The 22,817-nt window shown below is 71.1% G+C and carries 20 protein-coding genes; 12 read left to right on the forward strand and 8 right to left on the reverse strand.

Going from position 1 to position 22,817, the window contains the following annotated elements:
* The first annotated feature begins 5 nt into the window (after positions 1–5).
* The 7 genes from QFZ67_RS07200 (at position 6) to QFZ67_RS07230 (ending at position 8,316) form a co-directional block, all read left to right on the forward strand.
* Positions 6–2,018, forward strand: coding sequence for a protein meaA (locus QFZ67_RS07200; protein ID WP_307660258.1), 2,013 nt, complete (start codon positions 6–8; stop codon positions 2,016–2,018).
* A complete protein-coding gene (locus QFZ67_RS07205; protein WP_307660259.1) occupies positions 2,015–2,974 on the forward strand; it encodes a CoA ester lyase in 960 nt (319 codons plus the stop codon). The genes QFZ67_RS07200 and QFZ67_RS07205 overlap by 4 nt, the downstream gene beginning before the upstream one ends.
* Positions 2,975–2,979: 5 nt before the next feature.
* On the forward strand, positions 2,980–3,507 hold the full coding sequence (locus QFZ67_RS07210; protein WP_307660260.1) for a MaoC family dehydratase: 528 nt from the start codon (positions 2,980–2,982) through the stop codon (positions 3,505–3,507).
* Between the two features lie 2 nt (positions 3,508–3,509).
* The gene (locus QFZ67_RS07215) at positions 3,510–4,715 is read left to right on the forward strand and encodes an acyl-CoA dehydrogenase family protein (protein ID WP_307660261.1); all 1,206 of its coding nucleotides are present in this window, start codon (positions 3,510–3,512) and stop codon (positions 4,713–4,715) included.
* Between the two features lie 170 nt (positions 4,716–4,885).
* On the forward strand, positions 4,886–5,533 hold the full coding sequence (locus QFZ67_RS07220; protein ID WP_307660262.1) for a phosphatidylserine decarboxylase: 648 nt from the start codon (positions 4,886–4,888) through the stop codon (positions 5,531–5,533).
* Positions 5,526–6,383, forward strand: coding sequence for a CDP-diacylglycerol--serine O-phosphatidyltransferase (pssA, locus tag QFZ67_RS07225; RefSeq protein ID WP_307660263.1), 858 nt, complete (start codon positions 5,526–5,528; stop codon positions 6,381–6,383). The genes QFZ67_RS07220 and pssA overlap by 8 nt, the downstream gene beginning before the upstream one ends.
* 100 nt (positions 6,384–6,483) lie before the next feature.
* A complete protein-coding gene (locus tag QFZ67_RS07230; protein ID WP_307660264.1) occupies positions 6,484–8,316 on the forward strand; it encodes an AMP-binding protein in 1,833 nt (610 codons plus the stop codon).
* 24 nt (positions 8,317–8,340) lie between these two features.
* On the opposite strand, the gene QFZ67_RS07235 is transcribed toward QFZ67_RS07230, so the two are convergent.
* Together QFZ67_RS07235 and QFZ67_RS07240 are read right to left on the reverse strand one after the other, a co-directional pair.
* Positions 8,341–10,017, reverse strand: a complete 1,677-nt coding sequence (locus QFZ67_RS07235) for a GNAT family N-acetyltransferase (RefSeq protein WP_307660265.1) — start codon at positions 10,015–10,017, stop codon at positions 8,341–8,343.
* Between the two features lie 303 nt (positions 10,018–10,320).
* Positions 10,321–11,475: a glycerate kinase gene (locus tag QFZ67_RS07240; RefSeq protein ID WP_307660266.1), complete on the reverse strand. Its 1,155-nt coding sequence runs from the start codon at positions 11,473–11,475 to the stop codon at positions 10,321–10,323.
* A 142-nt stretch (positions 11,476–11,617) separates the two neighbouring features.
* Here QFZ67_RS07240 and QFZ67_RS07245 point away from each other — a divergent pair, with 142 nt between their 5' ends.
* From QFZ67_RS07245 to QFZ67_RS07255, 3 genes are all read left to right on the forward strand, one after another.
* Positions 11,618–12,694 carry an ADP-ribosylglycohydrolase family protein gene (locus tag QFZ67_RS07245; RefSeq protein ID WP_307660267.1) on the forward strand — a complete coding sequence of 359 codons (1,077 nt, stop codon included), beginning with the start codon at positions 11,618–11,620 and terminating at the stop codon, positions 12,692–12,694.
* 44 nt (positions 12,695–12,738) lie between these two features.
* Positions 12,739–13,230 carry an NUDIX hydrolase gene (locus QFZ67_RS07250; protein ID WP_307660268.1) on the forward strand — a complete coding sequence of 164 codons (492 nt, stop codon included), beginning with the start codon at positions 12,739–12,741 and terminating at the stop codon, positions 13,228–13,230.
* A gap of 115 nt (positions 13,231–13,345) precedes the next feature.
* On the forward strand, positions 13,346–14,083 hold the full coding sequence (locus QFZ67_RS07255; RefSeq protein WP_307660269.1) for a Sir2 family NAD-dependent protein deacetylase: 738 nt from the start codon (positions 13,346–13,348) through the stop codon (positions 14,081–14,083).
* 25 nt (positions 14,084–14,108) lie between these two features.
* Here the strand turns inward: QFZ67_RS07255 and QFZ67_RS07260 are convergent, their stop codons facing one another.
* Genes QFZ67_RS07260 through QFZ67_RS07275 form a run of 4 tightly spaced genes read right to left on the reverse strand, consistent with a single transcriptional unit; the run spans position 14,109 to position 18,112 of the window.
* Entirely contained in the window at positions 14,109–14,600 is a 492-nt protein-coding gene (locus tag QFZ67_RS07260; RefSeq protein WP_307660270.1) for a methylated-DNA--[protein]-cysteine S-methyltransferase, read from the reverse strand.
* Between the two features lie 9 nt (positions 14,601–14,609).
* On the reverse strand, positions 14,610–16,085 hold the full coding sequence (locus tag QFZ67_RS07265; RefSeq protein ID WP_307660271.1) for a DNA-3-methyladenine glycosylase 2 family protein: 1,476 nt from the start codon (positions 16,083–16,085) through the stop codon (positions 14,610–14,612).
* A gap of 49 nt (positions 16,086–16,134) precedes the next feature.
* Positions 16,135–16,668: an O-acetyl-ADP-ribose deacetylase gene (locus QFZ67_RS07270; RefSeq protein ID WP_307660272.1), complete on the reverse strand. Its 534-nt coding sequence runs from the start codon at positions 16,666–16,668 to the stop codon at positions 16,135–16,137.
* 25 nt (positions 16,669–16,693) lie between these two features.
* Complete coding sequence (locus tag QFZ67_RS07275) at positions 16,694–18,112, reverse strand: NAD(P)/FAD-dependent oxidoreductase (RefSeq protein WP_307660273.1); 1,419 nt, start codon at positions 18,110–18,112, stop codon at positions 16,694–16,696.
* Positions 18,113–18,198: 86 nt separating this feature from the next.
* Here QFZ67_RS07275 and QFZ67_RS07280 point away from each other — a divergent pair, with 86 nt between their 5' ends.
* On the forward strand, positions 18,199–18,993 hold the full coding sequence (locus QFZ67_RS07280) for a nucleotidyltransferase domain-containing protein (protein WP_307660274.1): 795 nt from the start codon (positions 18,199–18,201) through the stop codon (positions 18,991–18,993).
* A gap of 86 nt (positions 18,994–19,079) precedes the next feature.
* On the opposite strand, the gene QFZ67_RS07285 is transcribed toward QFZ67_RS07280, so the two are convergent.
* Positions 19,080–19,901, reverse strand: a complete 822-nt coding sequence (locus QFZ67_RS07285; RefSeq protein WP_307660275.1) for an inositol monophosphatase family protein — start codon at positions 19,899–19,901, stop codon at positions 19,080–19,082.
* A 41-nt stretch (positions 19,902–19,942) separates the two neighbouring features.
* On the reverse strand, positions 19,943–21,679 hold the full coding sequence (locus tag QFZ67_RS07290; protein WP_307660276.1) for a gamma-glutamyltransferase family protein: 1,737 nt from the start codon (positions 21,677–21,679) through the stop codon (positions 19,943–19,945).
* 174 nt (positions 21,680–21,853) lie between these two features.
* Here QFZ67_RS07290 and QFZ67_RS07295 point away from each other — a divergent pair, with 174 nt between their 5' ends.
* Positions 21,854–22,636 (forward strand): TIGR02569 family protein, encoded by a 783-nt coding sequence (locus QFZ67_RS07295; protein WP_307660277.1) that lies wholly within the window; start codon positions 21,854–21,856, stop codon positions 22,634–22,636.
* Positions 22,637–22,817 lie beyond the last annotated feature (181 nt).

Here is a 22,817-nt window from a genome sequence, read left to right on the forward strand (position 1 = left end):
CATAGATGACTGAGCGTCAGAAGGACCGGCCCTGGCTCATGCGGACGTACGCCGGTCACTCGACCGCCGAGGCGTCCAATGAGCTCTACCGGCGCAACCTCGCCAAGGGTCAGACCGGCCTGTCCGTCGCATTCGACCTGCCGACACAGACGGGCTACGACCCCGACCACATCCTCGCCCGCGGCGAGGTCGGCCGGGTCGGGGTCCCCGTCTCGCACCTCGGCGACATGCGGCGGCTGTTCCAGGACATCCCGCTGGAGCAGATGAACACCTCGATGACGATCAACGCCACCGCGATGTGGCTGCTGGCGCTCTACCAGGTGGTCGCCGAGGAGCAGGGTGACGACATCACCAAGCTCCAGGGGACGACGCAGAACGACATCGTCAAGGAGTACCTGTCGCGCGGGACGCATGTCTTCCCGCCCGGTCCTTCGCTGCGCCTGACCACCGACATGATCACGTACACGGTGGCCAACATCCCCAAGTGGAACCCGATCAACATCTGCAGCTACCACCTGCAGGAGGCGGGAGCCACTCCGGTCCAGGAGATCTCGTACGCGATGTCCACCGCGATCGCCGTGCTGGACGCGGTCCGGGACTCCGGCCAGGTGCCCGCCGAGAAGTTCGGCGATGTGGTCGCGCGTATCTCCTTCTTCGTGAACGCGGGCGTCCGCTTCGTCGAGGAGATGTGCAAGATGCGCGCCTTCGGCCGCATCTGGGACCAGGTCACCCGCGAGCGGTACGGCATCGAGAACGAAAAGCAGCGCCGCTTCCGCTACGGCGTCCAGGTCAACTCCCTCGGTCTGACCGAGGCCCAGCCGGAGAACAACGTCCAGCGCATCGTCCTCGAGATGCTGGCCGTCACCCTCTCCAAGGACGCACGCGCCCGGGCCGTACAACTCCCCGCCTGGAACGAGGCGTTGGGGCTTCCGCGTCCCTGGGACCAGCAGTGGTCGCTCCGTATCCAGCAGGTGCTGGCACACGAGAGCGACCTGCTGGAGTACGAGGACATCTTCGCGGGCTCGCACGTCATCGAGGCCAAGGTGGAGTCCCTGGTCACCGAGTGCCTCGCCGAGATCGGCCGGATCCAGGAGATGGGCGGCGCGATGGCGGCCGTCGAGTCCGGCTATCTCAAGTCGCAGCTGGTCTCCTCGCACGCCGAGCGCCGCGCCCGGATCGAGGCCGGCGACGAGAAGATCGTCGGCGTCAACATCTTCGAGACCACCGAGGAGAACCCGCTCACCGCGGATCTCGACACGGCGATCATGACGGTCGACCCGGCGAACGAGGCGCGCGTCGTCACGAAGCTCCACGAGTGGCGCGACAACCGTGACGAGGCCAGGGCGACGGAGGCCCTGGCCGCGCTGAAGAAGACCGCAGCGGGGTCCGAGAATCTCATGGCCGCGACCGTGGAGTGCGCCCGTGCGGGTGTCACGACCGGCGAGTGGTCGTGGGCGCTGCGGGATGTCTTCGGCGAGTTCCGCGCGCCGACGGGCGTCTCCAGCGCACCCGTCGCGGTGACCGCCGAGGCGGGCACGCCGCTCGCTGTCGTACGGGAGAAGGTGTCCCGTACGGCCGATGAGCTCGGCTCCGGAAGGCTGCGGCTGCTGGTCGGCAAGCCCGGCCTCGACGGGCACTCCAACGGCGCCGAGCAGATAGCCGTACGCGCCCGCGACGCGGGCTTCGAGGTGGTCTACCAGGGCATCCGGCTGACACCCGAGCAGATCGTCAACGCCGCCCTCGCGGAGGACGTGCACTGCGTGGGCCTCTCCATCCTGTCCGGTTCGCACGCCGAGCTGGTGCCGGATGTGCTGGACCGGCTGCGCGAGGCCGGCGCGGCGGACATTCCGGTGATCGTCGGCGGGATCATCCCGAACGCCGACGCCGCCGATCTGAAGGCGGCGGGTGTGGCCGCCGTCTTCACCCCGAAGGACTTCGGCATCACCGAGATCATCGGCCGTATCGTCGACGAGATCCGGAAAGCGAACAAGCTCGACCCTCTGGAGGTCCCCGCATGACCGTCAACCGTCTCCGCCCGCGTCGCTCGTGCCTGGCGGTTCCCGGCTCGAACCCGCGCTTCCTGGAGAAGGCCCAGGGCCTGCCTGCCGACCAGGTCTTCCTGGACCTGGAGGACGCCTGCGCGCCGCTCGCCAAGCCGGAGGCCCGGCACACCATCGTGAAGTTCCTCAACGAGGGTGACTGGACGGGCAAGACCAGGGTCGTACGGGTGAACGACTGGACCACCGAGTGGACCTACCGCGACGTCGTCACGGTCGTCGAGGGCGCGGGGCCTAACCTCGACTGCATCATGCTGCCGAAGGTCCAGGACGCCCAGCAGGTCGTCGCGCTCGACCTGCTCCTCACCCAGATCGAGAAGACGATGGGCTTCGAGGTCGGGAAGATCGGCATCGAGGCACAGATCGAGAACGCCAAGGGCCTGGTGAACGTCGACGAGATCGCGGCCGCCTCGCCGCGTGTCGAGACGATCATCTTCGGCCCGGCCGACTTCATGGCCTCCATCAACATGAAGTCCCTGGTCGTCGGCGAGCAGCCGCCCGGCTACCCGGCAGACGCGTACCACTACATCCTGATGCGGATCCTGATGGCCGCCCGGACCCACAACCTCCAGGCGATCGACGGTCCCTACCTCCAGATCCGCAACCAGGAGGGCTACCGCGCAGTCGCGCAGCGCGCCGCCGCCCTCGGCTTCGACGGCAAGTGGGTGCTGCACCCGGACCAGGTCGCCGCGGCCAACGAGATCTTCTCGCCCTCGCAGGAGGACTTCGACCACGCCGAGCTGATCCTCGACGCGTATGAGTACTACACGTCCGAGGCGGGCGGCAAGAAGGGTTCGGCGATGCTCGGCGACGAGATGATCGACGAGGCCAGCCGCAAGATGGCGCTCGTCATCTCGGGCAAGGGGCGGGCCGCCGGCATGCAGCGCACGTCCAAGTTCGAAGCTCCGGAGGCGTAAGCATCATGCAGTTCGGTCGCACCTACGAAGAGTTCACCGTCGGGGACGTCTACAAGCACTGGCCCGGGAAGACGGTCACGGAGTACGACGACCACCTCTTCTGTCTGCTCACCATGAACCACCACCCCCTCCACATGGACACCAACTATGCGGAGAAGACGACGGACTTCGGCAAGAACGTCGTCGTGGGCAACTACATCTACTCGCTGCTCCTCGGCATGTCGGTCCCGGACGTCTCGGGCAAGGCCATCGCCAACCTGGAGATCGAGTCGCTCAAGCACGTCGCGCCGACCTTCCACGGCGACACGATCTACGGCGAGACGACGGTCCTCGACAAGACGCCTTCCCGCTCGAAGAGTGACCGGGGAATCGTCTACGTCGAGACCAAGGGCTACAAGCAGGACGGCACCCTCGTCTGCGTCTTCCGGCGCAAGGTGATGGTCCCGACCGAGACGTACATCAAGGAGGGCGGCGGCGAGCAGCCCGGCCGCCCGGAGCTGCTGGACACTCCGAAGAAGACGCAGGAGAAGTAACCATGAGCCGACTTGCCCAGACTCACGGTCTGACCGACGTCCAGCAGGAAATCCTGGCCACCGTGCGGGACTTCGTCGACAAGGAGATCCTCCCGGTCGCGACCGAGCTGGAGCACCGCGACGAGTACCCGACGCAGATCGTCGAAGGCCTCAAGGAACTCGGCCTGTTCGGGCTGATGATTCCGGAGGAGTACGGCGGTCTGGGCGAGTCGCTGCTCACGTACGCGCTGTGCGTCGAGGAGATCGCCCGCGGCTGGATGTCCGTCTCGGGCATCATCAACACGCACTTCATCGTGGCGTACATGCTCAAGCAGCACGGCACGCAGGAGCAGAAGGACACCTTCCTGCCGCGGATGGCGCTGGGAGAGGTGCGTGGCGCGTTCTCGATGTCCGAGCCGGCTCTGGGCTCCGACGTGTCGGCCATCACGTCCAAGGGCGTCAAGGACGGCGACGAGTACGTCCTCACCGGCCAGAAGATGTGGCTCACGAACGGCGGAACGTCCAATCTGGTCGCCGTTCTGTGCCGGAGTGACGAAGGACACCCGGAGGGCACGGCCCCCCACAAGTCGATGACGACCTTCCTCGTCGAGAAGGAGCCCGGCTTCGGAGAGGTCCGCCCCGGTCTCACCATCCCCGGGAAGATCGACAAGATGGGCTACAAGGGCGTCGACACGACCGAGCTCATCATGGACGGACTGCGCATTCCGGCCAATCGGGTACTTGGCGGCACCACCGGCCGAGGGTTTTACCAAATGATGGACGGCGTCGAAGTCGGCCGCGTCAACGTCGCGGCCCGTGGCTGTGGTGTCGCGCAGCGTGCCTTCGAGCTGGGCGTGTCATACGCCCAGCAACGTCACACTTTCGGCAAGGCGATCGCTCAGCACCAGGCGATTCAGTTCAAGCTGGCCGAGATGGCTACCAAGGTCGAGGCCGCCCATGCGATGATGGTGAACGCGGCACGCAAAAAGGACTCCGGGGAGCGAAATGACCTGGAGGCAGGGATGGCGAAGTACCTCGCCTCCGAATACTGCAAGGAAGTCGTCGAGGACGCCTTCCGAATCCATGGCGGTTACGGCTTCTCCAAGGAGTACGAGATCGAGCGCCTCTACCGCGAGGCGCCGATGCTGCTGATCGGTGAAGGTACCGCCGAGATCCAGAAAATGATCATCGGTCGTCGGCTGCTCGAGGAGTACCGGTTCCAGGGTTGATTGTCGCACTTGAGTCGGTACGGCCGCGAAGAGGATCACACCCTGTCATCGTCTTCCGGCCGCCGACTCGGCCGTCGGCTTTCCCAGTTGTGGCTCACAACCGATAGCATCCCCCGAAAGCCGCCGTCCCCCCGTTGCCAGCGCGGCATCATCCGCTACGAAGGTCATCCATGCCCCACAGCCAAACCTCTGCACCACGCGGCCGCGTCCGCCTTGCGCGCGGAGCATCGCCGTGGCTTCTGCCGACCGTCGCCACCGCTGCACTCAGCCTGGCCCGCTCGCGCCGTTCGAGGCGCGCCGCGGCCATCGCCGTGCCCACAACCGCGCTCGCGGCGGGCATGCTGTGGTTCTTCCGCGACCCCGAGCGTGAGATCGCCCAGGGCCGGGTCATCTCCCCCGCCGACGGTGTGGTGCAGAGCATCATGCCGTGGAAGGACGGACGCACTCGCGTCGCGATCTTCATGAGCCCGCTGAACGTCCACGTCAACCGCGCTCCCCTCGCGGGCACTGTGACGTCCGTCGAGCACGTCCCCGGCGGTTTTGTGCCGGCGTTCAACAAGGAGAGCGAGAACAACGAGCGCGTTGTCTGGCACTTCGACACCGAGCTCGGCGACATCGAGATGGTGCAGATCGCGGGTGCTGTCGCCCGCCGCATCGTCCCGTACATCCCGCAGGGGACCAAGGTCGAGCAAGGCGAGCGCATTGGTCTGATTCGCTTCGGATCGCGCGTTGACATCTACCTTCCGGAAGGTGTCGACGTCGCTGTCGAGGTCGGTCAGACCACGACCGCGGGGGTGACTCGAATTGACCGTGATTGATCCTGACACACAGGCCGGCTGGGTCGCCGAGGCGGCGGACGAGGACGACGCGGAGGACATGCCGCTCTCGCTGCGGCTGTCGATAGCGGACACCCTCACACTCGGTAACGCCACGTGTGGCTTCATGGCGGTGTACTTCACCACCACCGGGATCCTCATCCCGCACCTCACCGGCAGCAACGAGAGCGGCATGGCGCGCAACAGCGCCGCCACCGCCGTGATCCTGATGCTGCTGGCGGCGATCTTCGATCTCTGTGACGGGCTCGTGGCGCGCAAGCTGCGCAGCTCGCCCATGGGTGCGGAGCTGGACAACCTCTCCGACCTGATCAGCTTCGGGCTGGCCCCCGCGTACTTCGTACTCGTGTACGGAATGGTCGCGGACGACGCCCAGCAGAAGGTCTCGGCGGTGGCCGCGATCGTCGTGCTGCTGGCGGTGGTGCTGCGGCTTGCGAGATTCTCGTGTGTGACCATGAAGGACGGCATGTTCCAGGGCATGCCGAGCCCCTTCGGTGCGCTCACGGTCGTCTCGATCATCCTGCTCGAGCTGCCGTTCATCCCGACGCTGCTGGCGATCATCGGTACGGCATGGCTGATGGTGAGCCGGGTCGAGTACCCGAAGCCGCGGGGTGTCCTCGCGGTGGCGATGCTCGGCTGGATCGTCTCCGCGATGGGGATGCTGGCGGCGTGGGCGTTCGACGCTCCGGGCGGACAGGTGCTGCTCCAGACCGGCTGCGCACTGCAGATCGTGATGGCGGCGACGATCCCGCTCTTCGCGACGGCGCGGCGTGTGAACACGTTCCGCGACAACCGCCGCGAGAGCCGCGAGGCAAGGGCGGCTCAGCTCCCCTAGAGCAGTACGCCAGAACAGTGCATATGCATGACGAGGGCCCGGGTGCGATCCGCACCCGGGCCCTCGTCATGCCCCGCGTCTTCTGGAATGATCGACCGTCATGTCAGGGGGAACGCTTCACCAGTTGTTCGAGGACCGGGTGCGGATCGAGCCGAACCGTACCGCCGTCATCACCGACCGCGCCCGGCTGAGCTACCGGCAGCTGGACGCAAGGGCCAACCGGCTGGCCCGGCATCTCGTCGAGACCCTGAGGCTGCCGGCCGGTGGCCTCGTCGCCATACGCACCTTGCGGGCGCCCGATGTGCTGGTCGCCGTCCTGGGCGTGCTCAAAGCGGGCGGTGCGTACGCCGTCATCGGGCCCGATCAGTCGGAGCCGCCGTTCCTGACCGATGCCAGGGCTGTCATCACGCATCAGGCGCATCTGGCCCGCATCGACGACGGCAGGGGGCGGCGGTTCATCACTCTGGACGGCGACGCCGCGGCCATCGGGGCCCACTCGGGCGAACTGTTCGACGAACCCGCCGCCAGCGGCCGGAGAGCCGTCGTGCTGTTCACCGCCGGGACCACGGGCATGCGCCGCCCCGTCACCGCCTCGCACGGGCAGCTGCGGGCGGCGTACGACGCCTGGACCGAGGTCTACCGGCTCACGCCGGAGGACCAGGTGCTGGTGACGGCGGCGCCGGACACCACCGAGTTCACCTGCGGCTGGATACGGACCCTCGGCTCGGGCGCCACACTGGTGCTCTCCCGGCGCGAAGCGATCACCGTCGCCGACACCGATCCCCTCACCGCGGCTTCCCTGCTCGACGGCCGCAAGGAACCGCCGGGCCTGCGGCTGGTCGCGGTGGGCGGGGAACGGCTGCGGCTCGACGAACAGGTGCGCCTCCAGCGGCAGCTCGCGCCCGGCGCGCGGCTGATCAGTGTGTACGGGCCGACCGAGGCCGTCGGATGCGGCACCTGGTTCGAGACCGGCCAGCTGCCGGGCCCGGTCGAGAATCCCGAGCGGCACGCGTATCTCGGGCAGCCGTTCCCCGGCTGCGAGGCGCGCATCCGCAAGGGGCAGGTCTGGCTGACGCCTCCCGGCGGCGGTGACGCCGTGCCCACCGGGGATCTGGGGCGGCGGAACGGCGAAGGTCCTCTGGAGTTCCGGGGCCGGATGGCGCACCGGGTCAAGGTCAATGGGCGGACCGTCGACACCTACCGCGTGGAGGCCGCGCTGGCCGGGCATCCCAGGATCCGCGAGTCCGTCGTGGACGCGGGCGACGGGCAGCTGATCGCCTATGTGCTGCCTGCCTCGGGGAGCGCGCCGGGTGCGGAGACCGTACGGAGCCATCTCACCGGCGCCGTACCAACGGCGGACATCCCGCGCACCGTGGTGCCGATCAAGTCCCTGCCGCGCAACAGCGCAGGAAAGGTCGACCGCAAGGCGCTGGTGAAGCCGCCGGTGCGGTCCTCGGCGAGCAACAAGAGCGGGAGCAAGGGCGGCGGCCCGCTCACGTCCGAGGACCGGGCGGCCACCGGGCTGGCCGTGGCGCTCCCGGTCGCGATCATGTCGTTCTTCTTCACCGACGTCATCTGGCCCGGCTCCACCGATCTCTCCCTGGTGCCCGACCCTTGGGCGTGGTTCTTCCGCGGTCTGTATCTCGCCGAGAGCCTGGCCCTCGCGGCCGGTGTGGGGTTCCTGATCGGCGGGCGGCGGCTGATGTCGAGCCGCGGCAGGCCGCGGGGGCTGACGACGGCGGCCCATCTGGCCATCGTCTGGCTGCTCGCCTCCTGGTGGCCGCAGGACAATCTGTACCGGCTGGCGGCCAAGCAGGACTGGCCGCGGCAGGCAGCGCTCGTCTACACGTTCAATGTCCCGCTGATGATCGCGGCGGGTGTGGTGGCGGCCTGGGCGGTGTGGGGCGGGCTGAAGTCCGACGCCGAGGAGTGAGGGCCGAGGCCGAGGAGCGAGCGGTCAGCCGAACAGCCGGGCCAGATCCGCGCTCGCGGCGCGCACCAGCGCTTCGGCGGCGTCCAGCCGGCCGGCCGTACGGGCCGCGATGAGCACGCCCACGTACGGATCCGGCTCGTAGCCCGCCGTGGGGATCGACGGGATGAGGACCGCGTCGATCCCAGCGCAGCGCTCAGTCATCTCCCGTAGGAACGAGATCAGTTCGGGCTCGGGCAGGCGTGCGCCGAGCGGGACGCGGTCGAGGGAGCGTACGAGGTGGTCGCCGCCGCGGGTCTCGTCGAGGCGCAGTTTCGCCATGAAGGCCGCGGAAGGCCCGGTGAGACGCAGGTTGATCTCGGTCGGGGCGAGCCGGCCTCCGGGGCCGGTCACGAAGTCGACGTCGTACCAGCCGCGGTAGCCGGTGGCGGCGAGCTCCCGGCCGACCGCGTGCCCGAATCGCAGGGCGTGCGCGGCGAGTTCATCCGGTACGACACCGGGGCCCACCGTGGCCCCCTGATAGGCCGTGTCCGCGACGTCCATGGCCGCGACGCCCACGTCGTGCACCTGGCCCTCGCCGTCCACCAGGCCGTCGTACGTCGGGTCGCTCGGCGTTCCGTCGCCCGCCACGTACTCCTCGAGCAGCAGTGGACCGCGCGGCAGTGAGCGTGCGCGGGCCCGGCGCGTCAGCACGCGGGTGCCCGAACCTCCCGCGCCGTGCTCGGACTTGACGACGGTTGCCGCTCCGGAGCGGGCCCGGGCGGCGATCAGCCGGGCCGCCTCGCGGCGGGTGGCGGACGTCCACTGCTCGGGCACGGCGATGCCGGGATGGTCCGGGGCCAGATGCCGGAAGAGGGTGTGGGAGGCCCTTTTGGACTCGTACCGCAGCGCCTGGGAAGGGAGCCCGCATCCGGACAGCTCGCCGGACGCCGCGGTGTGGCCCCAGGGCACGAAGGGCAGACCGAGCCCGCGCAGATGCCGGACCAGGGCGGGGCGGGTCAGCACATCGGGTCCTGTGAGGTCCTCGTACACCTCGACCTGGCCCCAGCCGAGCTGCCGCGCCACCAGGGCGATCCACTCGCCGGGTACGGGCCTGGGCAGGACGAGCGCCGCCGGATGCGGGCTCGCGAAGGCGGCCAGGCATGCGTAGTGCCCGGCCGCCCGGCGCGCCTGGTCCGTCACCTCGCCGAACTGGCCCTGGAACTCGGCGACATTGCCCAAGTGCACCGCCCGCCGCCCGCCCGTCCAGGCCTGCGCCCAGTCGGCGCGCGGCGTCAGCGTCACCTCCAGGCGCGGCAGCGGCCCTTCGCCGGCCGGGACCGGTCGTGCGCCCAGCGCCCGGTAGAAAGGCTCGGCGTGCGGGTCGGAGTCGATGGTCAGCCGCTTGAATCCGAGCTCGCGGGCCGTGTCGAGGACATGCGCGTAGAGCGTTCTTCCGATGCCGCCGCCGATCGCCGACGGTTCGACGAAGAGCAGCCCGAGCACACCGTCCGGCGGCTCGCCCTCCAGTGACGTGACGCCGAGGACTGCGGTGTCGTCCTCGGCGACGACGATCCGACGTGCCGTCAACTCCCCTTCGTTGATGGTGAGTTCGTCGCGGCACGCCGCCAGGAACGCGGCGTCGTAGCCCCAGTGCGCTTTGGAGCGCACGACCAGGGCGGTCAGGGCGTCGGCCTCGTGGGCCTGGGCGTCACGTATCCACACGGCACGACCCTAGGCCGTCCCCTGGGACTCTCCGCCCAGACCCCCGCGCCTCAAACGCCGGCGAGGCTGAATTTCGGGGGCTCAGCCCGCTCAGCCGGCCGACTTGTACGACTCTGCCGCCTCGTCCGGGCGACCGTCACGTATCCACATCCCCACGCGGCGACATCAGCCGCCTGGCGAGCCCAGCATCTTGGGTTGCGGGGTGCGGGGTGGGCGTCCTGCTGGCTCGGCGGGGTGCGGGCTCGGCGCCCGGGGCTGCCCCGGTTCCGGGGCCGGGAAAAGACCTGCCCGCACCCGAGCCTCCTAGGTCAGGAAATCCCTCGCGATGTTCTCCGCCACCCGCTCCAGCAGGGGTCCCGCCTCCGCCATGCTCCGCGCCGGGTCCGGCTCCAGTTCCGTCAAGGCGTACGCCCGCCGGATGCCCGCGCGGCCCAACGCCTCGGGCGGCAGCGTCAGGCGGCCGCAGACCGCCACCACCTCGATGTTCTGCGCGCGGGCCGCCGCCGCCACGCCCGCCGGGGCCTTGCCGTGGAGGGTCTGTTCGTCGAGGGAACCCTCGCCCGTGATCACCAGCGTCGCCCGCGACAGCGCCGGGGCGAAGCCGAGCACGTCGAGCATGACCTCGATACCCGCCCGGAAGCTCGCGCCCAGGCCGACCAGCGCGCCGTAGCCGATCCCGCCCGCCGCGCCCGCGCCGGGCCAGAGCGCGTACTCGGCGGCCTTGGGGCCGACGGACGCCTGAAGGACGGACGCGTAATGGGCGAGCGCCGCGTCCAGCGTGGCGACGTCCTCGGGGCTCGCGCCCTTCTGGGGGCCGTACACCGCCGGTGCCCCCTTCCGCCCCGTCAGCGGGTTGTCCACGTCGCTCGCGAGGACCAGCTCCACGTCCTTGAAGCGTGGGTCGAGGCCGGACAGGTCCGCCGACGCCAGGTCGCGCAGACCGCCGCCGCCCGGGCCGACCGGCTCGCCGGCCGCGTCCAGGAAGCGCGCGCCGAGCGCCGCCAGCATGCCCGCGCCGCCGTCCGTCGTCGCGCTGCCGCCGACGCCGAAGACGATCGTCCGCGCCCCCGCGTCGAGCGCGGCGCGCAACAGCTCGCCCGACCCGTACGTCGTCGAGGTGAGCGGCGCGAACACACCCGCCGGGAGGTGCTGGAGGCCCGACGCCTCCGCCATCTCCACCACCGCAGTGCCGTCCCGCAGGGCGTACGCCGCCGACAGGGGCTCCCCGAGCGGCCCGGTCACCCGGACCTCGCGGCGTTCGAATCCCGCCGCCACCGCCGCCGCAACCGTGCCGTCGCCGCCGTCCGCGACGGGCAGGGTCTCGACCGCCAGACCGGGCACCATCCGCTGGAGGCCTGCCGTCACCCGCTCCGCGACCTGTACGGCCGTGAGCGAGCCCTTGAACTTGTCAGCCGCGACGAGCACGTGCGCGGGCCGAATAACTGCTCCGTTCGTCACCTTGCTATCCCTTGCTTTCGAACAGGCAGTCGCGCCGCCTCGACCCTATCCGCCCGGTCAGCGGGCGTGCCACCCCACGCCCTGGTCAGTCGCCCGAGCCCACCACCGCGCAGAACCGGCGGCATTTCGGTAAACCGGACCTATGGGCCTACCTCACTCGGAGCTTGCCGACCGGATCCACGGCGGCTGGCTGGGCAGAGTCGCCGGCAATATGCTCGGCAAGCCCGTCGAGCTCGGCGACTACTGGACGCGCGATCGCATCGACCGCTATCTGCGCCGCGCCGACGCCCTCCCGCTCACCGACTACATTCCCGAGCCCCCGCCGGACGGGGGCGCCGACGACTTCGAGCTGCGTCCCGAATGGCGCGAGTGCGTGAGGGGCCGGATCCACGGCAGTTGCCGCGACGACGACGTGGACTACACGATCCTCGGCCTTCACCTTCTCGAGACCCACGGCTTCGGCTTCACCACCGAGCAGGTGGGCGACGCCTGGCTGCTGCACCTCCCGGTCCTGCAGACGTTCACCGCCGAGCGGGCCGCCTACCGCAATCTCACGAACGGACTCAAACCCCCGCTCACCGCCTCCCACGACAATCCCTACCAGGAGTGGATCGGGGCCCTCATCCGCGCCGACATCTTCGGCTGGACCTGCCCCGGCTCCCCGCACCGCGCCGCCGCGCTCGCCCGCCGCGACGCGGTCCTGTCGCACACCGGCAACGGCGTGTACGGCGCGATGTGGGCGGCCGCCCTGATCTCCGCCGCCTTCACCACGAACAGCCCGCGCAAGGCGATCGACACTGCGCTGGAACGCATCCCCGCGAGCTGTCGCCTCGCCCGCGCGGTACGCCACACCACCGCTCTGCACGCCTCCGGTACACCCTGGTCCGACACGCTCACCGAGATGGCCGCGGAGACGGGCCACCTGGGCTGGATCCACACCGTTCCGAACGCGGCCGTCATCACGGCCGGACTGCTGTACGGCGCCGGTGACTTCACCTCCACCATCAGCCTCACGGTCCGCGGCGGACTGGACACCGACTCCAACGGAGCGACGGCGGGCTCGGTGGCAGGTGTGCTGTGCGGCGCCGCCGCCATCCCCGCCCACTGGACAGACCCCTTGGAGGACCGGGTGCGCAGCGCGGTGTTCGGGTTCGACGGCGTAAGGATCAGCGAACTGGCCGAGCGTACGGTGCGGTTGGCGGCGGTCTCCGCGGGTTGACGCGAACCCGTCGCCGTGGTGCGGCCCCTATTACGCTTCCCCGAGTGACTACTTCTGACTACGCCACGTACATCGCATCCCTCCCCCGCATCCTCGCCGGCGCGGCCGTGCTCTTCCGTGACGGCCAGGGGCGCGTGCTGCTCGTCGAGCCCAACTACCGCGAGGGCTGGGTGCTGCCCGGCGGGACCGTCGAGTCGGACTTGGGCGAGACCCCGCGGCGGGCGGCGCGGCGGGAGACGCTCGAAGAGATCGGGCTCGCTGTGGAGCTGGGCGCGCTGCTGGCGGTCGACTGGGTGCCGGGCGTGGCGCGGCCCCCGATCGCCGCGTATGTATACGACGGCGGGGTGCTGACCGAGACGCAGATCGAGGCGATCCGGCTGCAGGAGGAGGAGCTGGTCTCCTGGCGGCTGGTACCCCGTGACGAGATCCGCAAGTATCTGCTGGGGTCGCTGGGCCACCGGGTGCTGGCCGCTCTCGACGTGGTGGAGGCGGGCACCGGGACGGTGGAGCTGGAGAACGGCCTGCCGCCCGCCTGACCTGCCGCCCCGCCGGCACTGCCTCCCGCCGGGCAGTACGGGCTCGTCTCGCTCGACGAGGGCACCGGGCCAAATCGGCTCGCCGCCGCGGGGGCCCGCTGCGTACGCTCGCGGCATGACTCTCGTCGCGATCCTCAGCGGCGCCGGCATCTCCACGGACTCCGGCATCCCCGACTACCGCGGGCCGAAGGGCCTGTGGCGGCGCGATCCGGAGGCCGAGAAGCTCGTCACGTACGACTACTACATGGCCGATCCGGACATCCGCCGCCGCTCCTGGCGGATGCGGCGCGACAGCACTACCTGGCGCGCCCGGCCGAACGCCGCGCATCTCGCCGTCGCCGAGCTGGACCGGCAGTCCGGGGTCGCCGTCCGGGTGATCACCCAGAACGTCGACGGGCTGCACCAGCTGGCGGGCATGCCCGAGCGCAAGGTGCTCGAACTGCACGGCACGGCACGCACGGTGACCTGTACCCGTTGCCACGCCCGCTCACCGATGGCTCAGGCGCTGGAGCGGGTCGAGGCCGGCGAGGAGGACCCGCCGTGCCGTGCGTGCGGCGGGATCCTGAAGTCGGCGACGGTGATGTTCGGGCAGCGGCTCGATCCGGCGGTGCTGGCCGAGGCGATGGCGATCGCCAAGGCCAGCGAGGTCTTCATCGCGGTCGGCACGAGCCTGCAGGTGCAGCCCGCGGCCTCGCTTGCGGGGATCGCCGCGGAGCACGGGGCGCGGCTCTCGATCGTCAATGCCGAGCCGACGCCCTACGACGAACTGGCGGACGAGATCGTCCGCGAGCCGATCGGCACGGCGTTGCCCGCGCTGCTGAAGCGGCTGAATTCAAGCCCGTCCAGCGATTGAGGAGGGGATCCGGCGCGGAGCCCGGCTAGAACAGGGCGTCGTCCGGCGTGCCGCACTCGAACGCCAGCAGCCGCTGCTTGCGGTCGAGTCCGCCGCCGTAGCCGATGAGGCTGCCCGTCGAGCCGATGACCCGGTGGCACGGGACGATGATCCCGATCGGGTTCTTGCCGTTGGCCAGGCCCACCGCGCGGGAGGCCCCGATATTGCCGAGCGCCTCGGCCAGTTGCCCGTACGTACGTGTCTCGCCGTACGGGATCTTCCGCAGCTGGTTCCAGACGCCACGCTGGAAGGGCGTTCCTTCGAGCCGCATCGGCAGGTCGAACTCCTTGAGCTCCCCGGCGAAGTACGCGTCGAGCTGGCGGATCGTATCGCCGAAGGGAGCGGGGTCCGGCTCGCCGAAGGTCTCCTCGTCGGGGCGGTGGCGCTGCGCAGTCATGTAGAGGCCGCTCAGCACGCCGTCGGTGGCGACGAGGGTGAGCGGGCCGTACGGGCTGTCCGTGACGGTGTGCTGTTTCACCGGGCTTCCTTACACGGGGAGGTGGTTGATGGGATGGCCGTCGGTGGCCCAGAGGTACTGGACGGCGTACGCCCGCCAGGGCCGCCAGGCGGCGGCGCGCTCGGTGAGAGCGGCGGGCGTGGAGGGCAGACCGAGATCGGCCGCCGCGCGCCGCATCCCGAGGTCGCCCGGCAGGAACGCGTCGGGATCGCCCAGTGCCCGCATCGCGATCACCTCCACCGTCCAGGGGCCGAAGCCGGGCAGCGCGATCAGCTGGGCGCGGGCCTTCTCCCAGTCGCTGTCGAGGCCGAGCTGCAGCGATCCTTCGGCCAGCGCGCCGACGAGGGTCGTCAGAGTGGTGCGGCGGCTTTGGGGCAACGCCAGCGTCTGCGGGTCCAGCGCCGCCAGCGCCGCGGAGGACGGGAAGAGGTGGGTGAGGCCGCCCTCAGGGTCGTCGATCGCCTCGCCGTGGGCGGTGACCAGCCGGGCGGCGTGAGTGCGGGCCGCGGCGGTCGAGACCTGCTGGCCGAGCACCGCCCGTACCGCGAACTCCGCCGCGTCGACGGTGCGCGGGACCCGTCGGCCGGGCGCCTTGTCGACCAGTGGGGCGAGCAGCGGATCCGTACGCAGCTGGTCGTCGACGGCGACCGGATCGGCGTCCAGGTCGAGCATCCAGCGGCAGCGGCTGATCGCGATGGTGAGGTCGCGCGGGTCGGTGAGGGAGAGCCGGCAGGCGATGTGGTCGGGGTGCGGGGTGAGGGCGACGATGCCGTGTCCGTACGGGAGGCTCAGGGTGCGGCGGTACGCACCGTCCCGCCACTCCTCGACACCCGGGACGCCGGTCGCGGCGAGGTGTCCGAAGAGGTTGCTCGGGTTGAGTGGTGCACGGTACGGCAGCCGCAGTGCGATGACGCCGGGGGTCTGCGGGGGTGTGGACCTGCTGCGGGAGGCGCGGGTGCGCAGTTCGCCCGGGGCGAGCGCGAAGACTTCGCGGACGGTGTCGTTGAAGGTACGGATGGAGGAGAAACCGGCCGCGAAGGCGACCTCGGCCATGGGGATACCGGTGGTTTCGATGAGCAGGCGCGCGGTCTGGGCGCGCTGTGCGCGGGCCAGGGCGAGCGGTCCCGCGCCCAGCTCGGCGAGGAGCTGGCGCTCGATCTGGCGGGTGGAATAGCCGAGGCGCGCGGCCAGGCCGGGCACGCCCTCGCGGTCGACGACGCCGTCCCGGATGAGGCGCATGGCGCGGGCGACGGCGTCGGCGCGGGCGTTCCACTCCGGCGAGCCGGGGCTGGTGTCGGGGCGGCAGCGCTTGCAGGCCCGGAATCCGGCCTGCTGGCAGGCTGCGGCGCTCGGGTAGAAGGTCATGTTCTCGACCTTCGGCGGCACGACGGGGCAGCTGGGGCGGCAGTAGATCCGCGTGGTCAGCACGGCCGTGAAGAACCAGCCGTCGAAGCGGGCGTCCTTCGACTGGACGGCGCGTACGCAGCGCTCGGTGTCGGTGTGCATGGCTCAAGCATCAGGCACGAGGGAGGCCAGGGCTGGCGAGAAAACGACATCAACCTTGCTCTGCCAGGGCCGCCTCGAAGACCTTGTACGCCTGCTCGTCGAAGAGCACGAACCGTACCTCTGCGACGGGCGCCGCTGCCGCCTCGCGCACCGTACGGATCGCGATGCGCGCGCCGTCGTCCATCGGCCAGCCGTAGATACCGGTCGAGATGGCGGGGAAGGCGACGGACTCGGCTCCCAGCTCCTGTGCCACGCGCAGCGATTCGCGGTAGCAGGAGGCGAGGAGGGCGGACCGGTCCTCCTGCCGGGACCAGACGGGGCCGACGGTGTGGATCACATGCCGGGCGTCGAGGCGGCCCGCGGTGGTGGCGACGGCCTGGCCTGTGGGCAGGCCCTTGCCGTAGTGCGAGGCGCGCAGGGCGCGGCACTCGACGAGGATCTCGGGGCCGCCGCGGCGGTGGATGGCACCGTCGACTCCCCCACCGCCGAGAAGTGAGGAGTTGGCGGCGTTGACGATGGCGTCGACATGCTGCTGTGTGATGTCTCCCCGTACGAGGACGATGGCGGGCGACTGCTCTGTCATACCGCCATCATCTCTCCGACGGGCGTCACCCGGCCGCCCTCAGACGCCGCCACACCGCCTTCGCCGCGTGATGGCCCGACATGCCGTGCACTCCGGGGCCCGGCGGGGTCGCGGACGAGCAGATGAAGACCGAGGGGTGCGCGGTGGCGTACGGGACGCGGGCGAGCTTGGGGCGGATCAGCGTCTGAAGCCCGGCGAACGCCCCGCAGGCGATGTCCCCGCCGACGTAATTCGCGTTGCGCTGGGCGAGTTGGGGCGGTCCCGCGACCGCGCGGGCCAGCACGAGGTCACGGAAACCGGGCGCGAAGCGTTCCAGCTGCCGCTCGATGGCATCGGTGGCATCGCCCTCCCAGCCGGCCGGCACATGCCCGTACGCCCACAGGACGTGCTTGCCCGCCGGGGCCCTGGACGGGTCGATCACACTCGGCTGGGAGGTGATCAGGAAAGGCACCCGGGGGGCGGCACCCCCGACTGCCGCCCTGAGGGCCGTGTCGATCTCACCCGCGGTGGGGCCGATGTGCACGGTCCCGGCGACGCGGGCCTCCTTCGCGGTCCACGGCACCGGACCCGACAGGGCGTAGTCGATCTTGAACGCGGAGGCGCCGTACCGATAGTGCTGATACGCCTGGCCGAGATCCGCGATCCTGGCGAGCGCGGTCGGAGAGGTGTCGAAGATGTAGGCCCGGGCCGGCGGCAGCTCGTCCAGCCGCTTCACCTCCGCGCCCGTGTGGATCGCACCGCCCTGTTCGCGCAGATACGAGGCGAGGGCGTCGGAGATCGCCTGCGAACCGCCGCGCGGCACCGGCCAGCCCTTCTCGTGGGCGGCGAGGGCGAACATGAGGGCGACCCCGCCGGTGGCCAGCCCGCTGGTGGGGGCGATGGCATGGGCGGCGAGCCCCGCGAACAGGCCACGTGCCCGCTCGCCCTGGAATCGGCGGGAGAGCCAGGTGGAGGGCTGGATCGCATTCAGTCCGAAGCGGGCGAAGCGGTACGGGTCGCGGGGCAGCCCGTCCCAGGGGGTGCGCAGGAAGTCGGCGGCGAGGGTGTCCCAGTGACCGATGTAGGGGGCGACGAGCCGGCGGTACGCCCCGGCGTCACCGGCTCCCAGCGACATCGCGCTCTCGCCGACCGAGCGGCTCAGCACGGCGGCGGTGCCGTCCGGGAAGGGATGGGCGAGCGGCAGTCCGGGGTGCAGCCACTCCAGGCCGTGGCGCGCGAGCGGCATGGCGGCGAAGGCGGGCGAGCCGATGCCCAGGGGGTGGACCGCGGAGCACGGGTCGTGGCGGAAGCCGGGGAGGGTGAGCTCCTCGGTCCTCGCTCCGCCGCCGATCGTGTCCAAGGCTTCGTAAACCGCCACGGAGAAGCCGCGGCGGGCCAGTTCGACAGCGGCAGTCAGTCCGTTGGGTCCCGCCCCCACGACGACGGCATCGAGCATCGACGGCACCTTCGGACTCCTTTGTCAGCCGATGGCCAAGGTCCCCAGGATATTCCGGGGCGCCGACAGCCGGGGCCGGGGTAGTGTCCGGCGCGATGAATTCCAAGATCGAAACGATGGCGCAGCAGCTCACAACGGTGCGCGGGGTGCGTGCGGTGGCCCTGGGCGGCAGCCGCGCCCGCGGATCGCACCGCCCCGACTCCGACTGGGACCTGGGCGTCTACTACCGGGGTTCGTTGGATACCGGAGCTCTGGCGTCCCTCGCCGCGGAGGTTACCGGCGAGCCGGTGGAGGTCGCCGGGCCCGGGGGCTGGGGCCCGTGGGTCAACGGCGGCGCGTGGCTGTCCGTGGACGGCACGCCGGTGGACTGGATCCTGCGCGACCTGGACCGGGTGGAGCGGGTCTGGGCGGACTGCCGGGCCGGCCGCTACGAGACAGGCGTACAGCCGGGGCACCCGCTGGGCTTCTGGTCGCCCGCGTACGCGGGCGAGGTGGCCCTGTGCCGCGTACTGGCCGACACCCAGGGCGAGTTGGCGGCGCTGCGGGCCGAGACGCAGGAGTACCCGGAGGCCTTGCGCCGGACGCTGACCGACGCCGCGTGGGAGGCGGACTTCTCGGTGGCGGCGGCACGGAAGTCGGTGGGTTCGGGCGATGTGCTGCATGTGTCGCTGTGCCTGTCCCGGGCGTTCGGCGTCCTGGTGCAGTCCCTGCACGCGCACGCCAGGGTGTGGTGCCTGAACGAAAAGGGCGCGCTGACTACGGCGACGGCGCTGCGGGCCGCGCCGGACGGTTTCGCGGGGCGGGTCGCGGCGGCGCTGAGGGGGCTCGACGTGGGCGCGGTCGAGGCGGCGGGGGAACTGGTCCGCGAGGTGCGGGCGGCGTTGGGCTGACCTGGGCGGTTGCGAGCGGCGTTGGGCTGACACACGCGCGCAGGTGCGCGGCCGCGGGACCCGCGGCCGCGCAGGGTCGTTCCCTGTCACCCCGCCAGCAGGCTCCGTACCCGCTCCGCCGTCTCCGCGTCCCTCGCCGCCGTGAACGGGAGCGCGTTCCCGCCCGCGATACGGAACGGCTCGCCCGCCACCGTCATGTGCGCCCCGCCCGCCTCCGTCACCAGGAGGAGGCCCGCCGCGTGGTCCCACGCGTTCTCCCAGGAGAAGGCAACCGCGTCCAACTCGCCCCGTGCCACGCGCAGATACTCCAGGCCCGCCGAGCCGCAGGCCCGCGCGTGCACCCCCTCCACGTTCAGGCCGAGCAGCGCCTGCTTCTGGTCCGGGGTCGTGTAGTCCGGGTGGGACATGGCCACCTCCAGCGCCACCCCCGGCGCCGGTGAACCCGCCCGTAGCGGCGTGCCGTTGAGGCGGGCGCCGCCGCCCTGTATCGCTGTCGCCATTTCGTCGGACACCGGTGCGTACGTCCAGGAGGCGAGCACCTCGCCGCGCTGGGCGAGGGCGACCAGCGTGCAGAACCCCGGATCCCCGTGGGCGAAGTGCCAGGTTCCGTCGACCGGGTCGACGATCCACACGGGTGCGTCGCCGTGCAGCGTCTCGTACACGGACGGGTCCGCGTGCACGGCCTCCTCGCCGACCACCATGGAGCCGGGGAGCAGGGCCGTCAGGGACGCGGTGAGGTGCTCCTCGGCGAGACGGTCGGCGGTCGTCACCAGATCGTGGGGCCCGCTCTTCTCGACGATCTCGTGCGCGGCGAGCTGGCGGAAACGCGGCATGATCTCGGTGGCGGCCGCCTTGCGGACCGCCTCCTCGACGTCGGACAGATCACCGTTCAGAAAGTCATCGATCATTCCTCCAGCTAAGCACGGCCCGCTGACATCGGACTGTCCGCTCAGCGCCCCACCGCGTAACCCTGCATTCCCCTAGGGTTCGCCGCGGCTGACAGCACACCCGTGCGCGGGTCCCTGGCGACCGCGCACAACCTGCCCTCCGACCAGGCGTCGCCGACGTTGACGTCATGGCCACGCAGCCGTAGCCCGGCGATGACGCCCGGGTCCATGCGGGACTCGACGGTGACGCTGCCCGGCCGCATGCCGCGCGGGTAGAAGGAGCTGGGGAAGCTGTCGCTGTGCCAGTTCGGCGCGTCGATCGCGCCCTGGAGGTCGAGCCCTCCGCGTACCTCGGGGCGCAGTGCGAGTGTGGTGCGGGGCCTGCGGCCTGGGGTGAGGGAGTTCGGCAGCCCGGGTTCCAGCCAGGCCGTCTGGAGGCGGGTGCCGAGGGGGAAGCCGAGTTCGGGCGCGACCGGGTTGGACTGGAGCCAGCCGCCGCTGGGCGTGGCGGCGACCATGTTGCCCCAGCGGTCGACGATGTCGAGGTGGCAGGTGTCGCCGCGAGTGCCGCCGTCCGCGGTGACGTCCGGCTCGCCGGGCAGCGGCGAGGCGCCGTTCCTGGCGACCGTCGGCTCCCCCGCGCCCGCCGCCGTTATCCCCTTCACGTCGAAGCCGGGCTCGCCCGCGGCCACAGCGGTGGCATGGGTGCTCAGCTTCGGGGTCCGTCCGCCCGGACTGCCCGGCCGCAGCTCGTACGAGGCCTTCTCGCCGACGAGCGCGCGACGGCGGGCGTTGTACGGCTCCGAGAGCAGCTCGCCGAGCGGCACCTCGGCCGCGTCCCCGTACCAGGCCTCCCGGTCGGCCATCGCCAACTTGCAGCCCTCGATGAGCAGATGGACGTACTCCGCCGATCCGTACTCCGGCAGCTCGTCGGGGAGCAGCGCGAGCTGCTGCAGCAGCGCGGGGCCCTGGCTCCAGCCGCCCGCCTTGCACAGCGTCCAGCCGTTCCAGTCGTACGCGACGGGGGCTTCGTAGGAGGCGGACCATCCGGCGAGGTCGGCCGCGGTCAGCGTGCCCGTGTGCCGTTCACCGCTGGTGTCCAGGGTGGGGCGGGCGGCCTGCCGTACCAGCGCATCGGCGATGAATCCCTCGCTCCACACCTTCCGCGCGGCCTCGATCTCGGCGACCCGCCCGCCGCCGGACGACTCGGCGATCAGCCGCCGCCAAGTCGCGGCGAGGGCGGGGTTACGCAGCAGCTCTCCCGGCGCGGGGGACTTGCCGCCCGGCAGATAGACCTCGGCGGACGAGGTCCACTCGGTCTCGAAGAGTTCGCGAACGCTCTCGACGGTCGCGCCGACGCGCTCGACGGGCGCGTGCCCGTCCTCGGCGTATCCGATGGCGTAACGCAGCACGTCGGCAAGGGACTTGGTGCCGTGGTCGCGCAGCAGCACCATCCACGCGTCGAACGCGCCCGGCACGGCGGCGGCGAGCGGCCCGGTACCGGGCACGAGGTCGAGCCCCAGGGAGCGGTAGTGCCCGATGCCCGCCCCGGCCGGCGCGGTCCCCTGCCCGCAGAGCACCCGCACCTCGCCACCCGCCGGCGCGAGGATGATAGGCACCTCGCCCGCGGGACCGCACAGATGCGGCTCGACGACATGCAGCACGAACCCGGCGGCCACGGCGGCGTCGTAGGCGTTGCCCCCGTCCTCGAGGACGGCCATCGCGGACTGCGAGGCGAGCCAGTGGGTGGAGGACACCATGCCGAAGGTGCCCTGGAGGGTGGGACGGGTGGTGAACACGGTTGCGGCTCCCTCGCTGGTGCTCGTCCACTGGTACTCGCCGAATTGACCGGTACTCGTGGAACGGCCCGCGCGGCACCGCGAATTCGTACGGCCCGCGCGGCACCGCGAATTCATCGGGCACGGAGAGAATGTTCGGCGTCCGTGCAGGCTAGCCGCCTACGATCCCCGGCCATGAGCCAGTCCCCCGCCCCATCCTCTTCCGTGCTCGCCGCCTTCGGGGCCGCCGGAACACCGGTCCCCCTCCCCGGCGGCCAGGGCTCGGCCTGGCGCGCCGGCGCCCTGGTCCTCAAGCCCGCCGCGATGGAGCCGGAGACCGCGTGGCGCGCGGGCGTCCTGCACCATCTGCCCGAGGCTCCCGGCTTCCGGGTCGCCCGCCCGGTCCCGGCGACGGACGGATCGTGGGCGGCACACGGCTGGGAGGCCTGGCGGCTGGTCGGCGGATCCACCGATCCGCACCGCGCCGACGAGGTCATCCGGGCGGGCGAGGCCTTCCACACGGCACTGGCGCACCTGCCCAGGCCGCGCTTCCTTCGCGTACGCGACACCCCCTGGTCCCGCGCGGACCGGCTGGCCTGGCAGGAGGCCGAGCAGGCCCCGGACTTCCCCCTGCTGAAGCCCCTCCTCGCCGAGCGCGGCACCGTCGACGCCCCCGCCCAGGTCGTCCACGGCGATCTGCTGGGCAACGTCCTCTTCGAGCCGGGCCGGCCTCCCGCGATCATCGACTGGCCGCCCTACTGGCGTCCCGCGGCCTACGCCTCCGCGGTCGTCGCCGTCGACGCGCTGTGCTGGTACGAGGCCGATCCCGCGCTGCTCGAGCGGTGGTCGCACCTGCCCGACTGGCGTCAACTCCTCATCCGCGCCCTGATCTTCCGTATCGCGACCCACGCGACGCTGGGCGGCGCGACGGAGGACGCCTACCGGCCGGTCGTGGACCTCGTCCTCCACGCCGGCTGAACTGGCCGCAGCGGTTCGTCGCTGCGTACTGCCGCCTCGCAGCGGATCGCAGACATGGTCCACTGCGCAGCTCTGGTCACCCGTGTGGCGTGCGTGGGACTGTCCTCAGCCCGCCACCGCGCTCCACTGGAGATGGCCGCGCACGTTCCACGACCGTGCAGCCGCCACCCGCACACCGGCG

This window comes from Streptomyces sp. V1I1 (assembly GCF_030817355.1).
In the GTDB taxonomy this organism is placed as follows: Bacteria; Actinomycetota; Actinomycetes; order Streptomycetales; family Streptomycetaceae; genus Streptomyces.